At 68.3% G+C, this 15,769-nt stretch carries 15 protein-coding genes and 2 tRNA genes; 9 read left to right on the forward strand and 8 right to left on the reverse strand.

Going from position 1 to position 15,769, the window contains the following annotated elements; all coding sequences use genetic code 11:
- Positions 1-4: 4 nt before the first annotated feature.
- The 8 genes from D0901_RS09520 to hemA form a co-directional block, all read right to left on the reverse strand.
- Positions 5-1,144, reverse strand: a complete 1,140-nt coding sequence (locus D0901_RS09520) for an ABC transporter ATP-binding protein (RefSeq protein ID WP_129140076.1) — start codon at positions 1,142-1,144, stop codon at positions 5-7.
- Positions 1,145-1,225: 81 nt separating this feature from the next.
- Entirely contained in the window at positions 1,226-2,518 is a 1,293-nt protein-coding gene (locus D0901_RS09525; RefSeq protein WP_129140077.1) for an NAD(P)/FAD-dependent oxidoreductase, read from the reverse strand.
- A 153-nt stretch (positions 2,519-2,671) separates the two neighbouring features.
- Positions 2,672-3,607 carry a LysR family transcriptional regulator gene (locus tag D0901_RS09530; RefSeq protein WP_129140078.1) on the reverse strand — a complete coding sequence of 312 codons (936 nt, stop codon included), beginning with the start codon at positions 3,605-3,607 and terminating at the stop codon, positions 2,672-2,674.
- A gap of 10 nt (positions 3,608-3,617) precedes the next feature.
- Positions 3,618-4,370, reverse strand: coding sequence for a HesA/MoeB/ThiF family protein (locus D0901_RS09535; protein WP_129140079.1), 753 nt, complete (start codon positions 4,368-4,370; stop codon positions 3,618-3,620).
- 25 nt (positions 4,371-4,395) lie between these two features.
- Positions 4,396-4,896, reverse strand: coding sequence for an Lrp/AsnC ligand binding domain-containing protein (locus D0901_RS09540; RefSeq protein WP_129140080.1), 501 nt, complete (start codon positions 4,894-4,896; stop codon positions 4,396-4,398).
- Between the two features lie 171 nt (positions 4,897-5,067).
- Positions 5,068-5,907 (reverse strand): peptide chain release factor N(5)-glutamine methyltransferase, encoded by an 840-nt coding sequence (gene prmC / locus D0901_RS09545; RefSeq protein WP_129140081.1) that lies wholly within the window; start codon positions 5,905-5,907, stop codon positions 5,068-5,070.
- On the reverse strand, positions 5,907-6,992 hold the full coding sequence (gene prfA / locus D0901_RS09550) for a peptide chain release factor 1 (RefSeq protein WP_129140082.1): 1,086 nt from the start codon (positions 6,990-6,992) through the stop codon (positions 5,907-5,909). Before prfA ends, prmC begins: the two co-directional genes overlap by 1 nt.
- Before the next feature lie 8 nt (positions 6,993-7,000).
- On the reverse strand, positions 7,001-8,275 hold the full coding sequence (gene hemA, locus D0901_RS09555; RefSeq protein WP_129140083.1) for a glutamyl-tRNA reductase: 1,275 nt from the start codon (positions 8,273-8,275) through the stop codon (positions 7,001-7,003).
- Between the two features lie 427 nt (positions 8,276-8,702).
- On the opposite strand from hemA, the gene D0901_RS09560 reads away from it, so the two are divergent.
- The 9 genes from D0901_RS09560 to D0901_RS09600 all read left to right on the forward strand — a co-directional run bounded on the left by D0901_RS09560 (position 8,703) and on the right by D0901_RS09600 (position 15,765).
- Positions 8,703-10,427, forward strand: a complete 1,725-nt coding sequence (locus D0901_RS09560) for a tetratricopeptide repeat protein (RefSeq protein ID WP_129140084.1) — start codon at positions 8,703-8,705, stop codon at positions 10,425-10,427.
- Positions 10,428-10,431: 4 nt separating this feature from the next.
- The gene (gene lolB / locus D0901_RS09565; RefSeq protein WP_129140085.1) at positions 10,432-11,049 is read left to right on the forward strand and encodes a lipoprotein insertase outer membrane protein LolB; all 618 of its coding nucleotides are present in this window, start codon (positions 10,432-10,434) and stop codon (positions 11,047-11,049) included.
- Complete coding sequence (ispE, locus tag D0901_RS09570) at positions 11,046-11,897, forward strand: 4-(cytidine 5'-diphospho)-2-C-methyl-D-erythritol kinase (protein ID WP_129140086.1); 852 nt, start codon at positions 11,046-11,048, stop codon at positions 11,895-11,897. Before lolB ends, ispE begins: the two co-directional genes overlap by 4 nt.
- A 68-nt stretch (positions 11,898-11,965) precedes the next feature.
- Positions 11,966-12,040 (forward strand) — tRNA-Gln (locus tag D0901_RS09575).
- Positions 12,041-12,106: 66 nt separating this feature from the next.
- Positions 12,107-13,048 carry a ribose-phosphate pyrophosphokinase gene (locus D0901_RS09580; RefSeq protein WP_203234846.1) on the forward strand — a complete coding sequence of 314 codons (942 nt, stop codon included), beginning with the start codon at positions 12,107-12,109 and terminating at the stop codon, positions 13,046-13,048.
- A 101-nt stretch (positions 13,049-13,149) separates the two neighbouring features.
- Entirely contained in the window at positions 13,150-13,842 is a 693-nt protein-coding gene (locus D0901_RS09585; RefSeq protein ID WP_129140087.1) for a 50S ribosomal protein L25/general stress protein Ctc, read from the forward strand.
- Complete coding sequence (gene pth / locus D0901_RS09590) at positions 13,842-14,375, forward strand: aminoacyl-tRNA hydrolase (RefSeq protein ID WP_425256171.1); 534 nt, start codon at positions 13,842-13,844, stop codon at positions 14,373-14,375. The genes D0901_RS09585 and pth overlap by 1 nt, the downstream gene beginning before the upstream one ends.
- A gap of 157 nt (positions 14,376-14,532) precedes the next feature.
- Positions 14,533-15,624 carry a redox-regulated ATPase YchF gene (ychF, locus tag D0901_RS09595; protein WP_129140089.1) on the forward strand — a complete coding sequence of 364 codons (1,092 nt, stop codon included), beginning with the start codon at positions 14,533-14,535 and terminating at the stop codon, positions 15,622-15,624.
- A gap of 64 nt (positions 15,625-15,688) precedes the next feature.
- A tRNA-Met gene (locus tag D0901_RS09600) sits at positions 15,689-15,765 on the forward strand.
- The last annotated feature ends 4 nt before the right edge of the window (positions 15,766-15,769 follow it).

Raw genomic sequence — 15,769 nt, forward strand, 5'->3', positions numbered from 1 at the left:
CTCCTCAGGCCGCGACGCGAACCAGATCTTCCGGGCAGACGCTGATCGTCACCCGGTCGCCGACGTCGTGCATGCGCTGGCCCAGATTGCTGGCCACGGCCATCAGCGTCCGGCCGTTGACCGACAGGCGGTACTCGATGCGGCTGCCGCGGTAGAGACGTTCCTCGACGGTACCCTCGAGCCGGTTGTAGCCCTCCGGCACCTCGCCGTCCAGTTCCAGGGTCTCGGGACGGATCAGCAACCAGCCGGCCTGATCGTCGCGCTGTTCGGCGGGGTCGAGCCGCAGGCGGCCCAGCTCGGTGTCCACCCAGTCGTCCTCGCTGGCGGAGATCGCGAACAGATTGTCATGGCCCATGAAGCGCGCCACGAAGGCATTGGCGGGGTGCTCGTAGACCTCGTTGGGCGTACCCACCTGCTGGATGATGCCGCCGTCGAGCACGGCGATGCGGTCCGACATCACCATCGCCTCGTCCTGATCGTGGGTGACGAACACGAAGGTCATGCCCAGGCGCTTCTGCAGGCGCTGCAGCTCCACCTGCAACTGGCTGCGCAGCCCCGCGTCGAGGGCCGACAGCGGTTCGTCGAGCAGCAGCACGTCGGGCTCGCAGATCAGGGCACGGGCCAGGGCGATACGCTGCTTCTGGCCACCCGAGAGCTGCTCGACGCGACGCTCGACCAGCGAGCCGAGCTGGATGAACTCGGCGACCTCGTCCACCTTGCGATGGCGCTCGGCGGCCGGCTCGCCGCGCATGCGCAGGCCGAATGCCAGATTGTCGCGTACCGACAGGTGCGGAAACAGCGCATAGGACTGGAAGACGGTATTGACGCTGCGCCGGTGCGGTGGCGTGTCGGTGACGTCCTTGCCGCCGATCAGCAGCCGACCGTCGTTGGGCGCCTCGAGTCCGGCGAGAATCCGCAGCAGGGTGGTCTTGCCGCAGCCGGAGGGACCCAGCAGGGTGAAGAACTCCCCCGCCTCGATGGTCAGATCGACGCCGTCGAGGGCCACGGTGTCCTTGCCGAAACGCTTGTGCAGGCCCTTGAGCTCGATGGACGACGCCTCGCGGGGCCGGGCCTCCCGGGTGTCCGCCCCGGACGTTTCGGCCTGCTGGGTTGCGGCCGTGGCGGCCGCCGTGGGGTCACTCATCGCAACACTCCCCTCTTGTTGTCGGGATATCACGGCGTCGTCGAACGCCGCCAGGGATGCTCGTGTGTCTATCCAGGCCCGTCAGAGCCGGTCCCGCAGCTTGTAGAAATGGGTGGCCAGCACCAGCAGCGGCGTACGCAGCCAGCGACCGCCCGGAAACGGCCGATGGGGCATCGCCGAGAACAGGTCGAAGCGTTCGGCGTGCCCGGCCAGCGCCTCGGCCAGCAGCTTGCCGGCCAGCCCCGCCAGCGACATGCCGTGGCCGGAATACCCTTGAGCGTAGAAAAGATTGCCGTCCAGGCAGCCGAAATCGGGGGCACGGTTGAGCGTGATCGCCACGTCACCGCCCCAGCGATAGTCGATGCGCACGCCCTTGAGCGCCGGAAACAGCCGGGCGATCTTGGCATCCATGCGCGCCTGGAGCCGACGGGGTTCGCGGCCGTCGTAGCTTACCTCGCCACCGTAGATCAGGCGGCGATCGCCCGACAGGCGGTAGTAGTCGAGCACGAAATTGGCGTCGGAAAGCGCGTCGTTGCGCGGCAGGACCCGGGCCACCTGGTCATCGCCGAGCGGCTCGGTGGCGATGATGTAGTTGGCGGCACGCATGATACGCCCGTCGAGCTCCGGGACCAGGCCGTTCAGATAGGCGTTGGCCGCCAGCACCACGTGGTCGGCGGTCAGCATGCCCTGGGCGGTGCGCACCCGGGCCGGCGAGCCGCGCTGGATGGCGACGACCGGACTGTGTTCGTGGATCGTCACCCCGGCGCGCTGGGCGGCGCGCGCCAGGCCCAGGGTATAGTTGAGCGGATGCAGGTGGCCGCCCTCGGCGTCGTAGAGCGCCGCCGGATAGGCGTCGGTGACCACGTGCTCGCGCAGCGCCTCGCCCTCGAGCAGCGAGAGCGCCGGATAGTCGTAGCGCTCGGCCAGGGTGTCGCGGAATTCGCGCAGCTCGCGCACGTGCCGCGGCTTGACCGCGGCGTGCAGGTAACCCCAGCTCAGGTCACAGGGGATATCATGGCGCCTCACCAGATCGGCGGTGAGACGCACCGACTCGCGGCTCATCTCCCAGATCGACTTGGCGCGCTCGTGCCCCAGGGCCTTCTCGACCACGCCGATGTCGGTACCCAGCCCCGGCAGGATCTGACCGCCGCTGCGCCCCGAGGCCCCGTAACCGATCTCGCCGGCCTCCAGCAGCGCCACCCGATAGCCGCGCTCGGCCAGGTGCAGCGCCGCCGAACAGCCGGTCACCCCGCCGCCCACCACGCAGACGTCGACCCGCGATTCGCCGGCCAGCGGCGTGGTCGGCGCCAGCGTCACGGCGATGCTGGCGTTGTAGTAGGAAGCGGGGCGTCGCAGGGCGGCGGCTGCATTCATATCGGAAGTCCCGAAGACGGCCATCGATGATGACTCGAATTGTTGTTGAATTCTTTCACCGTTTCGAGAAAACGATCACGGTGCTTTCCGTAAGTCTGACACCAAAACGCTATCGATTGTCAAGTATTCAATAACACACCTGACGACAAAGGATCACGAGTCGACGCCGGCCGCCTGCTCGGCCAGCGCCTCCAGGAAGGCGTCGAGCACCCGATGCGGGCGTCGCCCGCGCCGGGTCAGGATGACGAAGTCGGTGAAGAACTGTTCGCGTGACGGCACCAGCGCCCGCAGGCGCCCCGCCGCCACCCAGGGCGCGGCCAGGTGATCCGGCAGATAACCGATGAAGCGCCCGGTGAGGATCAGAAAGGCCGTGCCCTCGCGATCCGAGGCCGTGGCCCGGCCATCCAGCCACTCGATACGCTCGCGGGCCGCCATCGGTAACGGATAGCCGGGTACCACGGCTTCCTGGGCCTGCAGGAGCGCCGTGTCGATCTGCGCATCGGGCACGGCGAACAGCGGGTGATCGTCGGCACAGTAGAGCAGCGAGCGCTCGCTGTAGAGCGGCTGGACGTCGAGACTGGCGAGGCGGTTGACATCGGGCACCACGCCCAGGTGCAGGCCGCCGTCGAGCACCGCCAGGGCGATGTCGTCGGGGGGCGTCATGTGAATGTTGATGCGTACGTCCGGTCCCCGCGCCTTGAGCTGCGCCAGGGCCCGGGTGATGTGCATGCGCGGCAGGCTGACCAGGTTGTCGGTGATGCCGATGTTGAACTCGCCGCGCAGGGTCCGGTGCAGGCCATTGACCTCGGTGCGGAAGGTCTCCAGCGAGGCGAGCAGCGTCAGGGCCGCCCGATAGACCTCGCGCCCCTCTTCGGTCAGCGCGAAGCCGCCTCGCCCGCGCTGGCACAAGCGCAGCCCCAGCCGCTTCTCGAGATCGTTCATGTGCACGCTGATCGCCGAGCGGCTGATCCCCAGCGGCACCTCGGCGGCGGTGAAGCCGCCGCTTTCGGCGACGGTCTTGAAGATGCGCAGCAGGCGAATGTCGAAGTCGCTGACCTGACCGAGTAACGTCGCCTTGCGCTCGCCCATGCGGATTCGCCTAGCGTGGCGCGCACACCGGACAGGCCGGGTCGCGCGGTACGTTGAAGCGCCGCCACTCGCCGGTCAGCCCGTCGAAGGTCGACAGACCCCGGTGGGGCGTGCCGGCACCGCTGATCAGCTTGAGGGCCTCGAGCGCCTGGAAGGTGCCGATCATCCCCACCAGCGGCCCCGCGACGCCGTTCTCGGCACAGCGCAATTCGTCGTCCTCGCCCCCCGCCTGTGGTGGATACAGGCAGGCGTAGCAGGGGCCGTCGGGCTGACGCGGGTCGAAGACCGCGAGCTGGCCGGAAAAGCGGATCGCCGCCCCCGAGACCAGCGGTCGACGGGTCGCCAGGCAGGCCCGGTTGATCGCGTAGCGGCTGGCGAAGCGGTCCGTGCAGTCGAGCACCACGTCGGCCTCGGCGGCCGCTTCGCGCAGCGCGTCGTCGCCCAGGTGGCGGGGGATCGCGCGCACCTCGCAACCGTCGTTGAGCGCCCCGATCGCCGCCGCCGCGGACTCGGCCTTGTTGCGACCGATGTCGGCCTGGCGATGGGCGATCTGGCGCTGCAGGTTACTCAGCTCGACGGCATCGGCATCGGCGATGGTCAAGCGCCCCACGCCGGCGGCGGCCAGATAGAGCGCCACCGGCGACCCCAGGCCACCGGCGCCGATGATCAGCGCATGGCCGGCCAGCAGACGCTCCTGGCCGTCGATGTCGATCGGCTCGAGCAGGATCTGGCGGCTGTAGCGCAACAGCGAGGCGTCGTTCATGGTCCTCCAGAACGTCTGAATGGCACTATTTCTCCTCCAGCTGCTCGAGCTCCGGCACGTGCAGGGAGAATTCCTCCTTGACCTCTTCCATCACCACATAGCTCTTGGACTCCTTGACCCCGGGCAGCGTCAGCACGACGTCGCCGAGCAACTGACGATACGCCGACATCTCGGGAATCCGGCACTTGAGGATGTAATCGAACTGCCCCGACACCAGATGGCACTCCTGGATCTGCGGCAGCTTGGCCACGGCGCGGCGAAACTCGTCGAACACCGCCGGCGACTGGGTCTCGAGACAGATCTCGACGAACACCAGCAGATTGGCCTTGAGCGCCCGCGGATCGAGGATGGCGCGATAGCCGCGGATGATGCCCGCCCGCTCCAGGCGCTTGACGCGCTCCAGGCAGGGCGTGGTCGACAGCCCCACCTGCGAGGCGAGATCGACATAGGAGATGCGGGCGTTGTCCTGCAGACAGCGCAGGATGTTGAGATCGATACGGTCCAGCGATCGGGTCTTGGCTTTCATTGTTGGATGGATCCCTGCTGCTCGATGGCGGAACAATCACCTGAATTTGCCGTCGCGAGCAGCAACGAACGACAAAACAACGGACAAATCCCCACGGAGATAGCCGAAATTATCGATCGGGCTCGGCTATACCATAGTCTTACCACATTCGCCCGCGGGATCACCAGCGTGTCAGCCGGCCCAGCATCCCTGGGTCACCCGCGGCAGTCCGGCCAGATCGTCGTGGGTGACGATCGAGCGGAAGCCGGCGGCGGCGAAGGCCTCGCGTAGCGCCTCGCCCTGGGCCATGCCGTGTTCCAGGAGCAGATGCCCGCCCGGCTCGAGATGCTCGCGCCCGGCGTCGATCAGATGCTCGAGATCGGCCAGTCCCGCGCCCTCGGCGACCAGCGCCGAAGGTGGCTCGAAGCGCACGTCGCCCTGCGCCAGATGCGGGTCGTCGGCGGCCAGGTAGGGCGGGTTGGCGACGATCAGGGTGAAGCGCCGCGCCTCGAGCCCGGCGAACCAGTCGCCGACCCGAAAGACCGCATTGGCGAGCCCCAGGCGCGCGGCGTTGTCACGGGCCAGCGCGACCGCCGCCGGCACCCGGTCGATGCCGGTCACCCGCCAGGCCGGGCGCTCGCTGGCCAGCGCCAGGGCGATCGCCCCGCTGCCGGTGCCCAGATCCAGCACGTCCGCGGCCCCGGCAGGGGTACAGGCGAGCGCCGCCTCGACCAGTCGCTCGGTATCCGGCCGCGGGATCAAGGTCGAAGCCCGGGTCTGCAGCCGCAGCCCCCAGAACTCGCGCTCGCCGGTGAGGTAGGCGACCGGACGCCCCTCGGCCCGCGCCGCCACCAGCGCCGCGAAACGCGCGTGCTCGAAGCCCGCGACGTCATGGTCGTTCCAGGTATACAGCCAGGTGCGGTCGCGCCCCAGCACGTGCCCCAGCAGCACTTCGGCGTCGAGACGCGGCGTCGGCGAACCGGCCTCGCGCAGCCGGGCGGCGGCCCCGGCGAGCAACCGATCGAGGCGCATCAGGCGTCCTGCAGCGCGGCCAGGCGCTCGGCCTGGTATTCGTTGACCAGCGGTCCGACCACCTCGTCGAGCTCGCCGGCCATCACCTCGCCGAGCTTGTAGAGGGTCAGGTTGACGCGATGATCGGTGAGCCGGCCCTGGGGGAAATTGTAGGTGCGGATACGCTCGCTGCGATCGCCCGAGCCGACCAGTGACTTGCGGGTGTCGGCCTGCTGGCGGCGCTGGCTGTCCACGGCGCTCTGCTTGAGCCGCGCGGCGAGCAGCGACATCGCCTTGGCACGGTTCTTGTGCTGGCTGCGCTCCTCCTGGCACTCCACCACCACGCCGGAGGGCAGGTGAGTGATGCGGATCGCCGAGTCGGTGGTGTTGACGTGCTGGCCGCCGGCGCCGCTGGAGCGGAAGGTGTCGACGCGCAGGTCGTTGGGATCGATGTCGACGTCGCCGACCTCCTCGGCCTCGGGCATCACCGCCACCGTGCAGGCCGAGGTGTGGATGCGTCCCTGGGACTCGGTGGCCGGCACCCGCTGCACGCGATGCGCGCCGGACTCGAACTTGAGCCGGGCATAGACGCCCTCGCCGCGCACCCGGGCGATGATCTCCTTGTAGCCGCCCTGCTCGCCATGGCTGGCGCTGACCACCTCGACCTTCCAGCCGACCTTCTCGGCGTAGCGCGAATACATGCGAAACAGGTCGCCGGCGAACAGCGCCGCCTCGTCCCCGCCGGTACCGGCACGAATCTCCAGGAAGACGTTGCGGTGGTCGTCGGGGTCGCGGGGCACCAGCAGCTGCTTGAGGCGCTCCTCGAGGGCCGCCAGGCGGTCGCGACCCTCGCGCAACTCCTCCTCGGCCATCTCGCGCATCTCGGCATCGCTGTCGGCGCAGAGCTGCTCGGCGGCCTCGATGTCGCCCTCGGTGGCCCGGTAGGCCTGCCAGGCCTCGACCAGCGACTCGAGCTCGGCGTACTCGCGGGAATAGTCGCGAAAGCGCGCCTGGTCGCCGATCACCTCCGGCTCGGCGAGCAGCGCGGCCAGCTCCTCGAAACGGTCCTGAAGGCTTTCCAGACGTTGGCGCAGTGACGCTTTCATGCAGTGTCCTATGGCGGGTCCTGGGAGACGGCGGCAGGGTCGAGCAGCAGGGCCTCGGCCGCCTGGATGATGTCGTGACGCTCGGCGCCCGAGGCTTCGCGCAGACGCAGGGTGGGCCCGTGCAGCAGCTTGTTGGTGAGCTGCTGGCTGAGCCGGCGCAGGACCTTTTCCGGGTCCTCGCCGCGCGCCAGCTGGGCGAGCGCCTGAGCCTCGCTGGCCTGGCGCAGCGCCTCGCCCTGCTCGCGATAGCGGCGGATCAGATCGCCGGCCCCGCGCACGCGGCGCTCGTGCTGCCAGTGACCGACCCCCTGATGGATCAACTCCTCGGCCTGGTCGGCGGCGACCTGGCGATGACGCCGGTTCTCCTCGATCACCTCGTGGAGGTTGTCGACGGTATAGAGGAAGACGTCGTCGAGCTCGCCGACCTGAGGCTCGATGTCCCGGGGCACGGCGATGTCGACCATGAAGATCGGCCGATGCCGGCGCAGTTTCAGCGCCCGCTCGACCATCCCCTTGCCGAGGATCGGCAGCGGCGAGGCGGTCGAGGAGATCACGATGTCGGCGCGCCCCAGGGCATCGGGAATCTCGCCGAGGGTGATCGCCTGACCGCCGAACTCACCGGCCAGGTGTTCGGCGCGCTCGCGGGTGCGGTTGGCGACGATCAGCTCACGGATGCCCGCCTCGCGAAGGTGGCGGGCGACCAGCTCGATGGTCTCGCCGGCACCCACCAGCAAGGCCCGGGAACTCGAGAAGTCATCGAAGATGCGACTCGCCAGACTGACCGCGGCGTAAGCCACGGATACCGGGTTCTCGCCGATACCGGTCTCGGTGCGCACCTGCTTGGCCACCGCGAAGGTATGCTGGAAGAGCCGTTCCAGCTCGCCGCCCAGCCCCTGGTGGAGGCGTGCCTGCTGGTAGGCCTCCTTGATCTGGCCGAGGATCTGCGGCTCGCCGAGCACCATCGAATCCAGCCCCGAGGCCACCCGCATCAGGTGCCGGGCGGCGGCCTCGTCGAGATAATGGTAGGCGCAGTGGGCCAGCGTCTCGACCGGCAGGTCGTGGAAGCGCCCCAGCCAGTCGAGCACCGCCTGCTCGCCCTGCGACTCGGTGACGCAATAGAGTTCGGTGCGATTGCAGGTCGACAGCACCGCCGCCTCGCGGATCGCCGGCAGCGCCTTGAGCTGCGTCAGCGCCGCCTCGAGCTGGGTCGGCGTGAAGGCGACCTGCTCGCGCACCGCGACGTCGGCGGTCGTGTGATTGATTCCCAGAGCCAGAAGCGTCATTGCAGTCAGGGCCGTTGGATCCTAGGCGAGTGATTACGCTGAAACGTCGATGACGGGAAGGCCCGCCCACCAAGCAAGGCGCGGATGCACCGGCGCCTCCCGAAGCGTCGAATGGCCGCCATGACGGTATAAGGTGCCGTTCGCACCGGCCCGCGCCAGACGCGCCTGAAATTGTTGTGGTTGGCCACGATCGGGCGCATCAGTCTACCACAACGGCGCCAACCGTGGGCACGGGGCAAGCGCCGCGCCTCCACGTGGTCGGTAGCGCTTTGCCCGACATCGGCGAACCGGTATGCTGAACCCAGCTCCCGGCCCTGCCGGCAAGGACGCTCAACGGGAATGACCGGCACCCCGGCCGGTCTGTCAAGGCGCGAGCGGCTCGCCGATCCGGCGACTCGCCGACGAGCGGCTCACCAACGAGGAACGCATGCACGCACGCTGGCTTGTGACGACATTGACCGCCACCTGGCTGGCGGGCTGCCAAAGCTTGACGCCGCCGCCGACGCAAGTGGCGGACCCCATGGCCACCGCACCGCCCATCGAATCGGGTCTCGACGCCGACAGCCTGGCGACCCTGATCACCGCCGAACTGGCCGGCCAGCGCGGCCAGTTCGGCGAGGCCGCCCAGGGCTATCTGAAGACCGCCCGACGCTATCATTCGCCGGCCCTGGCCGAACGTGCCACCCTGGCGGCGCGCTATGCCGACGACCCGGCGCAGCTGACCCGCGCCGCCGAGACCTGGCAGACCCTGGCGCCCGATGCCGAGGCCCCGGCGCGCCTGCTCGCCGGCATCGCCCAGCAGCGCGGCGACTGGACGGGCAGCCTGGAACAGCGCCTGACCCTGGCCCGGCGCGACGGCCAGGGCGACCTGACCGGCTTCGCCGAGGCCGCCCTGGAACAGGGCGCCGCCCTGCCCCCGCTGATCGCGCGCCTGCGTCGCTTCATCGACCGTCAGCCGGACCACCCCGACGCCCTGCTCGCCACCGCCCTGCTCGAAGCGGGCAACGGCAACGTCCAGCGTGCCGACGAACGCCTCGACCGGCTCGTCGCGCGCCACCCCGACCTGCCGGACCTGTGGCTGGCCAAGACGCGCATCGCCCTGCAGCAGGGCCGGGACGCGGCGGCCCGGGATGCGGCGAAACGCGGGCTCGACCTCGCCCCCGACGACAGCCGGCTGATCCTGCTGCTCGCCCAGGCCCAACTGCGCCTGGGCGACGTGGATGCCGCCCAGTCGCAACTCGACGCCCTGATCGCGCAACACGCCGACGCGCCGCAGTTGCGCCTGGCCCTGGCCCAGCTATATCTCGGCGAAGGCTATCCGGCCCCGGCCAAGCGTCTGCTGCTGCCGCTGATCGACGACGAGCCCAGCCCGCCACTGGCCTTCATCCTGCTCGGCAACGTCGCCGAACAGGAGGGCGAAATCGACAACGCCCTTCTCTATTACCGGCAGGTTCCGCCCGGCGACGGCTTCCTCGAGGCGCGCCAGCGCGGCGCACGGATGCTGGCCGATGCCGGACGGCTCAGCGATGCCCGCACCTTCCTGCACATCGAGCGGCTGCGCCACCCCGAGGCCTTCGGCGACCTGATCGCGCTCGAGGTCGACCTGCTCGGCGATCAGGGCGAGGACACGGCGGCCGATGCGCTGCTCGATCGTGCCCTGACGAGCCACCCCGACGACGTTCAGCTGCGCTTCATGCGGGCCATGCGGCATTATCACGACGACGATCTCGCGGGCATGGAGCGTGACCTGCGTTACATTCTGGCCCGTCATCCCGACAATGCCACGGCGCTCAACGCCCTGGGCTATACGCTCGCCGACGAGACCTCGCGGCTCGACGAGGCGCGTCAACTGATCGAACACGCCCACCGTCTGGCGCCCGACGACCCGGCGATCATCGACAGCATGGGCTGGCTCCAGCATCGACTCGGCAACGACGAGGCCGCCCTGCCCTACCTGCGCGAGGCCTACCGGCGCCAGCCCGATCCGGAGATCGCCGCGCACCTCGCCGAGGTCCTCTGGCGGCTCGGCCAGCGCAGCGAGGCGCGCGCCCTGGTCGCCGACACCCTGGAGCGCTTCGACACGCATCCGCCGATCGACGACCTGATCCAGCGCCTCCCGTCACTCGCCCCCGCATCCACGCAACCGGAGTAACGCCATGCGACGGCTAGCCATTCTGACCCTGAGCCTGCTCCTGCTGGGCGGCTGTGCCAGCCAGGCGCCCACGCCCGAGACGCCGCGCGAAACGGGCGACTGGGCCGCCCAGCAATCGCACCTGAAAGCCTTCGACCACTGGCGCCTGGCCGGCAAGGTCGGCCTGCGCACCCGCGACGACGCGACCAGCGCCAACCTCGACTGGACCCAGCGGGGCGCCGATTACCGGATGCTGATCAGCGGCCCCTTCGGCAGTGGCCGCAGCGTGCTCGAGGGCGGCCCCGACGGCGTCGTGCTGACCACCGGCGACGGCCGCTACGAAGCCGATACCCCGGAGAGGCTGATGGAACGCCAGCTCGGCTGGTCGTTGCCGGTCTCGGCGCTCGACGACTGGATTCGCGGGCTGCCGGCTCCGGTGGTCGCCCACCGCATGACCCGCGACGATCTGGGCTTCCCGGAGCGCCTGCGTCAGGCGGGCTGGACCATCGACTACCGCGCCTGGACCCGGGCCGACGGGCTGTGGCTGCCCAGCCGGGTGGTCATGACCTTCGCCGACCTGCGCGCCACCCTGGTGGTCAACGCCTGGCACCCCGAGGACGAGGACGCCACCCGAGCGCCATGAACGAACTGGTCCTGCCCGCGCCGGCCAAGCTCAACCGGCTGCTGCACATCACCGGTCGGCGCGACGACGGCTACCACGAGCTGCAGACGCTCTTCCAGTTGCTCGATCACGGCGACACGCTGCACTTTCGCCGCCGCGACGACGAGCGCATCAGCCTGTCACCGGGCGTGCCCGGCGTGGATCACGAGGCCAACCTGGTGGTGCGCGCCGCCCGCCTGCTGCAACGCACCAGCGGCTGTCGGCTGGGGGCGGACATCCGCCTCGACAAGCGCCTGCCGATGGGCGGCGGCCTGGGCGGCGGCAGCTCCAACGCCGCGACCGCCCTGCTGGGGCTCAGCCGGTTATGGTCGCTGCCGCTCGATCTCGACGCCCTGGCCGCGCTGGGGCTCGAGCTCGGCGCCGACGTACCGGTCTTCGTCCGCGGCCGTTCCGCCTGGGCCGAAGGGATCGGCGAACGCCTCGTTCCCGTCGCGCTCGACGACGACTGGTTCGTGGTCCTGCACCCCGGCGTGGAGGTCGCCACGGCGGCGGTGTTCCAGGCCCCGCAATTGACACGCGACACCCCCCCCATTAGTATGGCGCGCGCACTGCAGGAGGGGCCGCCGGCCTGGCACAACGATTGTCAGCCGACGGTGTGCCGGCTCTACCCGGCCGTCGGCGAAGCACTGGGCTGGTTGTCGGACTTCGCTCCCAGCCTGCTGACCGGGACCGGCGCCTGCGTCTTCTGCCGATTGACGCAGGAAAGCGAGGCGGATAGCATACTCTCCCGTGTTGGCACCGGCTGGCAGGCCTTCAAGGCGCGTGGCTGCAACACGTCTCCCCTCCACCAGGCGCTGGGCCTGGCCTGACGGCCGACAGCGTCATGGCAGTCCGATCCGCGGCAGACCCGGCCGTGGTGGGCTCGGGAAAAAGTTGCTGGGGTATAGCCAAGTGGTAAGGCAGCGGTTTCTGGTACCGCCATTCCCAGGTTCGAATCCTGGTACCCCAGCCAATTCCTCCGAGCACGACTGCACAACCCCGCTCCTGAGATCCCCCAAGACTCCAAAGGTGGCTGCGCGTGTCTAAATTGATGGTTTTCGCCGGGAACGCCAATCCCGAACTCGCCCGCAAGGTGGCCGAGGCCCTCGACAATCGGCTGGGCCATGCCACGGTCGGCCAGTTCAGCGACGGCGAGATCGCGGTCGAGATCAACGAGAACGTTCGCGGCAAGGACGTCTTCATCCTGCAGTCCACCTGCGCCCCGACCAACGACAACATCATGGAACTGATCCTCATGGTGGACGCCCTGCGGCGCGCTTCCGCCACCCGGATCACCGCCGTGGTGCCCTACTTCGGCTATGCCCGCCAGGATCGCCGGGTGCGCTCCGCCCGCGTGCCGATCTCCGCCAAGGTAGTGGCCGACATGATGGTCAAGGCCGGGGTCGACCGGGTGATGACCATGGACCTGCACGCCGATCAGATCCAGGGCTTCTTCGACGTGCCGGTGGACAACGTCTACGGCTCGCCGATCCTGCTCGATGACATCGAGCGCCAGAATTACGACGACCTGGTGGTGGTCTCGCCGGACGTCGGCGGCGTGGTACGGGCCCGCGCCATCGCCAAGCAGCTCAACGCCGACCTGGCGATCATCGACAAGCGCCGCCCCCAGGCCAACCAGGCCCAGGTGATGCACATCATCGGCGACATCGACGACCGCACCTGCGTGGTGGTCGACGACATGGTCGACACCGCCGGCACCCTGTGCAAGGCCGCCGAGGCGCTCAAAGACCACGGCGCCCGCCGCGTCGTCGCCTACGCCACGCACCCGATCCTGTCGGGCCCGGCCGTCGACAATATCAGCGGCTCGGTACTTGACGAACTCGTCGTGGCCGATACCATTCCGCTTTCCGAACCGGCACGTCGCAGCGGCAAGATTCGCCAGCTGTCGGTGGCCGGGCTGATCGCCGAAGCGATTCGCCGCGTCAGCAACGAGGAATCCGTCAGCGCGATGTTCCATTAAGGAGTCGCGCGGATACGCGCGCCGTCGAGGCGCTACTGGAAACGGCATCGCTTGGTCGCGGGCGATGCCGATTTCCTTATTTCGACCCCGAGAGGTTAACCATGTCCGATTATCAATTGTCCGCCAACGTTCGACACGACCTGGGGAAAGGTGCGAGCCGCCGCCTGCGTCGTAAGAACGAGCAAGTCGCTGCCATCATCTACGGCGGCGAGAAGGCCCCGCAGCCGATCACCATCGACAAGCCGGCCTTCTACAAGGCGATCGAAGAAGAAGCCTTCTTCTCCTCGATCATCACCATCGACGTCGAGGGCAGCAAGGAACAGGTCGTCATTCGTGACCTGCAGCGCCACCCGTACAAGGCGCTGGTCACCCACGCCGACTTCCTGCGTGTCGATGCCACTCACGCCATGACCATGCACGTGCCGCTGCACGTGGTCGGCGAAGAGAACTGCAAGGGCATCAAGGAACAGGACGGCGTGCTGCACGTGCTGGCCACCGACGTGACCATCAGCTGCCTGCCCAAGGACCTGCCCGAGTACCTCGAGGTCGACATCAGCGACCTGGAACTGGGCGACACCCTGCACCTGTCCGACCTCAAGCTGCCGGCCGGCGTGACGCTGGTCGAGCTGAGCCATGGTGAAGAGCACGACGCCGGCGTGGTCAGCATCACCCGTCCGACCCGCGGTACCACCGAGGAAGGCGACGCGGAAGAAACCGAGACGCCGACCGAAGTCGAACAGCGTGCCGAGGAAGAAGCCGGCAACGAGGGCGAGGAAGACGGCAAGGCCGAGTAATCGGCTTCGCCGTACCACCAGCAAGGCACCCGCATGACGCCCTGGCGCGCGACAGCCATACGCCGCTGCGCATGGAGAAGAAGTTTCTCGGCGACTACGCCAAGATCCACTTCGCCGGTCACGAGCTGCACCTGCTCAACCCGACCACCTTCATGAACCGCAGCGGCGCGGCTGTCGCCGCGCTCTGCCAGTTCTTCAAGATCGCCCCCGAGGAACTGCTCGTCGCCCACGACGAACTGGACATCGCCCCCGGCACCGCCCGCTACAAGCGCGACGGCGGCCACGGCGGTCACAACGGCCTGCGCGACACCATCAGCGCGCTGGGCAATCGCAAGGACTTCCACCGCCTGCGCATCGGCATCGGCCACCCCGGCAGTGCCAAGCAGGTCACCAACTATGTACTGGGCCGCCCCGGCAAGGCCGAACGTCAGGCCATCGACGCCGCCATCGACGAGTGCATTGCCACCCTGCCCGACGCCCTCTCCGGCGACTGGGCCAAGGCCATGAACCGGCTGCACAGCTTTTCCGCCTGAGTCGGAAAATCTCGCTGTAAGCTTGAAGCTATAAGCCGTAAGCCATCCCAACCGGCCGCGTGAGCTGTCTTACCGCTTAACGCTTATGGCTTACCGCTCATACCGAGTAGAATACCGACCCATCACACGCCTCGAACTCTCTTTCCAGGAAGATTCCATGGGATTCAACTGCGGCATCGTCGGCTTGCCCAACGTCGGCAAGTCCACGCTCTTCAATGCACTGACCAAGTCCGGTATCGACGCCGAGAACTTCCCCTTCTGCACCATCGAGCCCAATACCGGCATCGTGCCGATGCCCGACCCGCGCCTCGACAAGCTCGCCGAGATCGTCAAGCCCGAGAAGGTCGTCCCCACCACCATGGAGTTCGTCGACATCGCCGGACTGGTGGCGGGCGCTTCCAAGGGCGAAGGCCTGGGCAACCAGTTCCTCGCCAACATCCGCGAGACCGACGCCATCGCCCACGTGGTGCGTTGCTTCGACAATGACAACGTCATCCACGTCGCCAATCAGGTCGACCCGCGGGCCGACATCGAGACCATCAATCTGGAACTCGCGCTGGCCGACCTGGACAGCGTCGAGCGCGCTCTCCAGCGCCTCGCCCGGGTGGTCAAGAGCGGCGACAAGGAGGCCATCGCCACCAAGGCCCTGCTCGATCGCATCCAGCCGCACCTCGCCGAGGGCCTGCCGTTGCGCAGTTTCGGGCTCTCCGACGAAGAGAAGCGCCAGGTCAAGAGCTACGGCTTCCTGACACTCAAGCCGACCATGTACATCGCCAACGTCAACGAGGACGGCTTCGACGCCAACCCGCACCTCGACACCGTGCGCGAGATCGCCGCCGAGGAAGGCGCCGTGGTGGTGCCGGTGTGCAACCAGCTCGAGGCCGAGATCGCCGAACTGGAGGACGAGGAGCGCGCCATGTTCCTCGACGAGATGGGCATGGAGGAACCGGGCCTCGACCGGGTGATCCGCGCCGGCTACAACCTGCTCGGCCTGCAGACCTACTTCACCGCCGGGGTCAAGGAAGTGCGCGCCTGGACGGTCAGGGTAGGCGCCACCGCGCCCCAGGCGGCCGGCGTGATCCACACCGACTTCGAGAAGGGCTTCATTCGCGCCGAAGTGGTGGCCTACGACGATTTCGTCACGCTCGGCGGCGAAGCCGGCGCCAAGGACGCCGGCAAGTGGCGCCTGGAGGGCAAGGAGTACATCGTCGCCGATGGCGACGTGATCCACTTCCGCTTCAACGTGTGACGCGACGGGGGCGATATTCCTTGACAGCTCAGCGTCTTATACGTAATATTCGCCCTCGTTGAACGGCTACGTAGCTCAGCTGGTTAGAGCACATCACTCATAATGATGGGGTCCCCTGTTCGAATCAGGGCGTAGCCACCAGAAC

The sequence above is a fragment of the Modicisalibacter coralii genome, from assembly GCF_004117855.1.
GTDB classification, from domain to species: Bacteria; Pseudomonadota; Gammaproteobacteria; order Pseudomonadales; family Halomonadaceae; genus Modicisalibacter; species Modicisalibacter coralii.

What these genes read in the sequence shown, in the direction of transcription:
- D0901_RS09520 (WP_129140076.1), bottom strand. Translation starts at nt 1,144, where the DNA reads ATGAGTGACCCCACGGCGGCCGCCACGGCCGCAACCCAGCAGGCCGAA.
- D0901_RS09525 (WP_129140077.1), bottom strand. Translation starts at nt 2,518, where the DNA reads ATGAATGCAGCCGCCGCCCTGCGACGCCCCGCTTCCTACTACAACGCC.
- D0901_RS09530 (WP_129140078.1), bottom strand. Translation starts at nt 3,607, where the DNA reads ATGGGCGAGCGCAAGGCGACGTTACTCGGTCAGGTCAGCGACTTCGAC.
- D0901_RS09535 (WP_129140079.1), bottom strand. Translation starts at nt 4,370, where the DNA reads ATGAACGACGCCTCGCTGTTGCGCTACAGCCGCCAGATCCTGCTCGAG.
- D0901_RS09540 (WP_129140080.1), bottom strand. Translation starts at nt 4,896, where the DNA reads ATGAAAGCCAAGACCCGATCGCTGGACCGTATCGATCTCAACATCCTG.
- prmC (WP_129140081.1), bottom strand. Translation starts at nt 5,907, where the DNA reads ATGCGCCTCGATCGGTTGCTCGCCGGGGCCGCCGCCCGGCTGCGCGAG.
- prfA (WP_129140082.1), bottom strand. Translation starts at nt 6,992, where the DNA reads ATGAAAGCGTCACTGCGCCAACGTCTGGAAAGCCTTCAGGACCGTTTC.
- hemA (WP_129140083.1), bottom strand. Translation starts at nt 8,275, where the DNA reads ATGACGCTTCTGGCTCTGGGAATCAATCACACGACCGCCGACGTCGCG.
- D0901_RS09560 (WP_129140084.1), top strand. Translation starts at nt 8,703, where the DNA reads ATGCACGCACGCTGGCTTGTGACGACATTGACCGCCACCTGGCTGGCG.
- lolB (WP_129140085.1), top strand. Translation starts at nt 10,432, where the DNA reads ATGCGACGGCTAGCCATTCTGACCCTGAGCCTGCTCCTGCTGGGCGGC.
- ispE (WP_129140086.1), top strand. Translation starts at nt 11,046, where the DNA reads ATGAACGAACTGGTCCTGCCCGCGCCGGCCAAGCTCAACCGGCTGCTG.
- D0901_RS09585 (WP_129140087.1), top strand. Translation starts at nt 13,150, where the DNA reads ATGTCCGATTATCAATTGTCCGCCAACGTTCGACACGACCTGGGGAAA.
- ychF (WP_129140089.1), top strand. Translation starts at nt 14,533, where the DNA reads ATGGGATTCAACTGCGGCATCGTCGGCTTGCCCAACGTCGGCAAGTCC.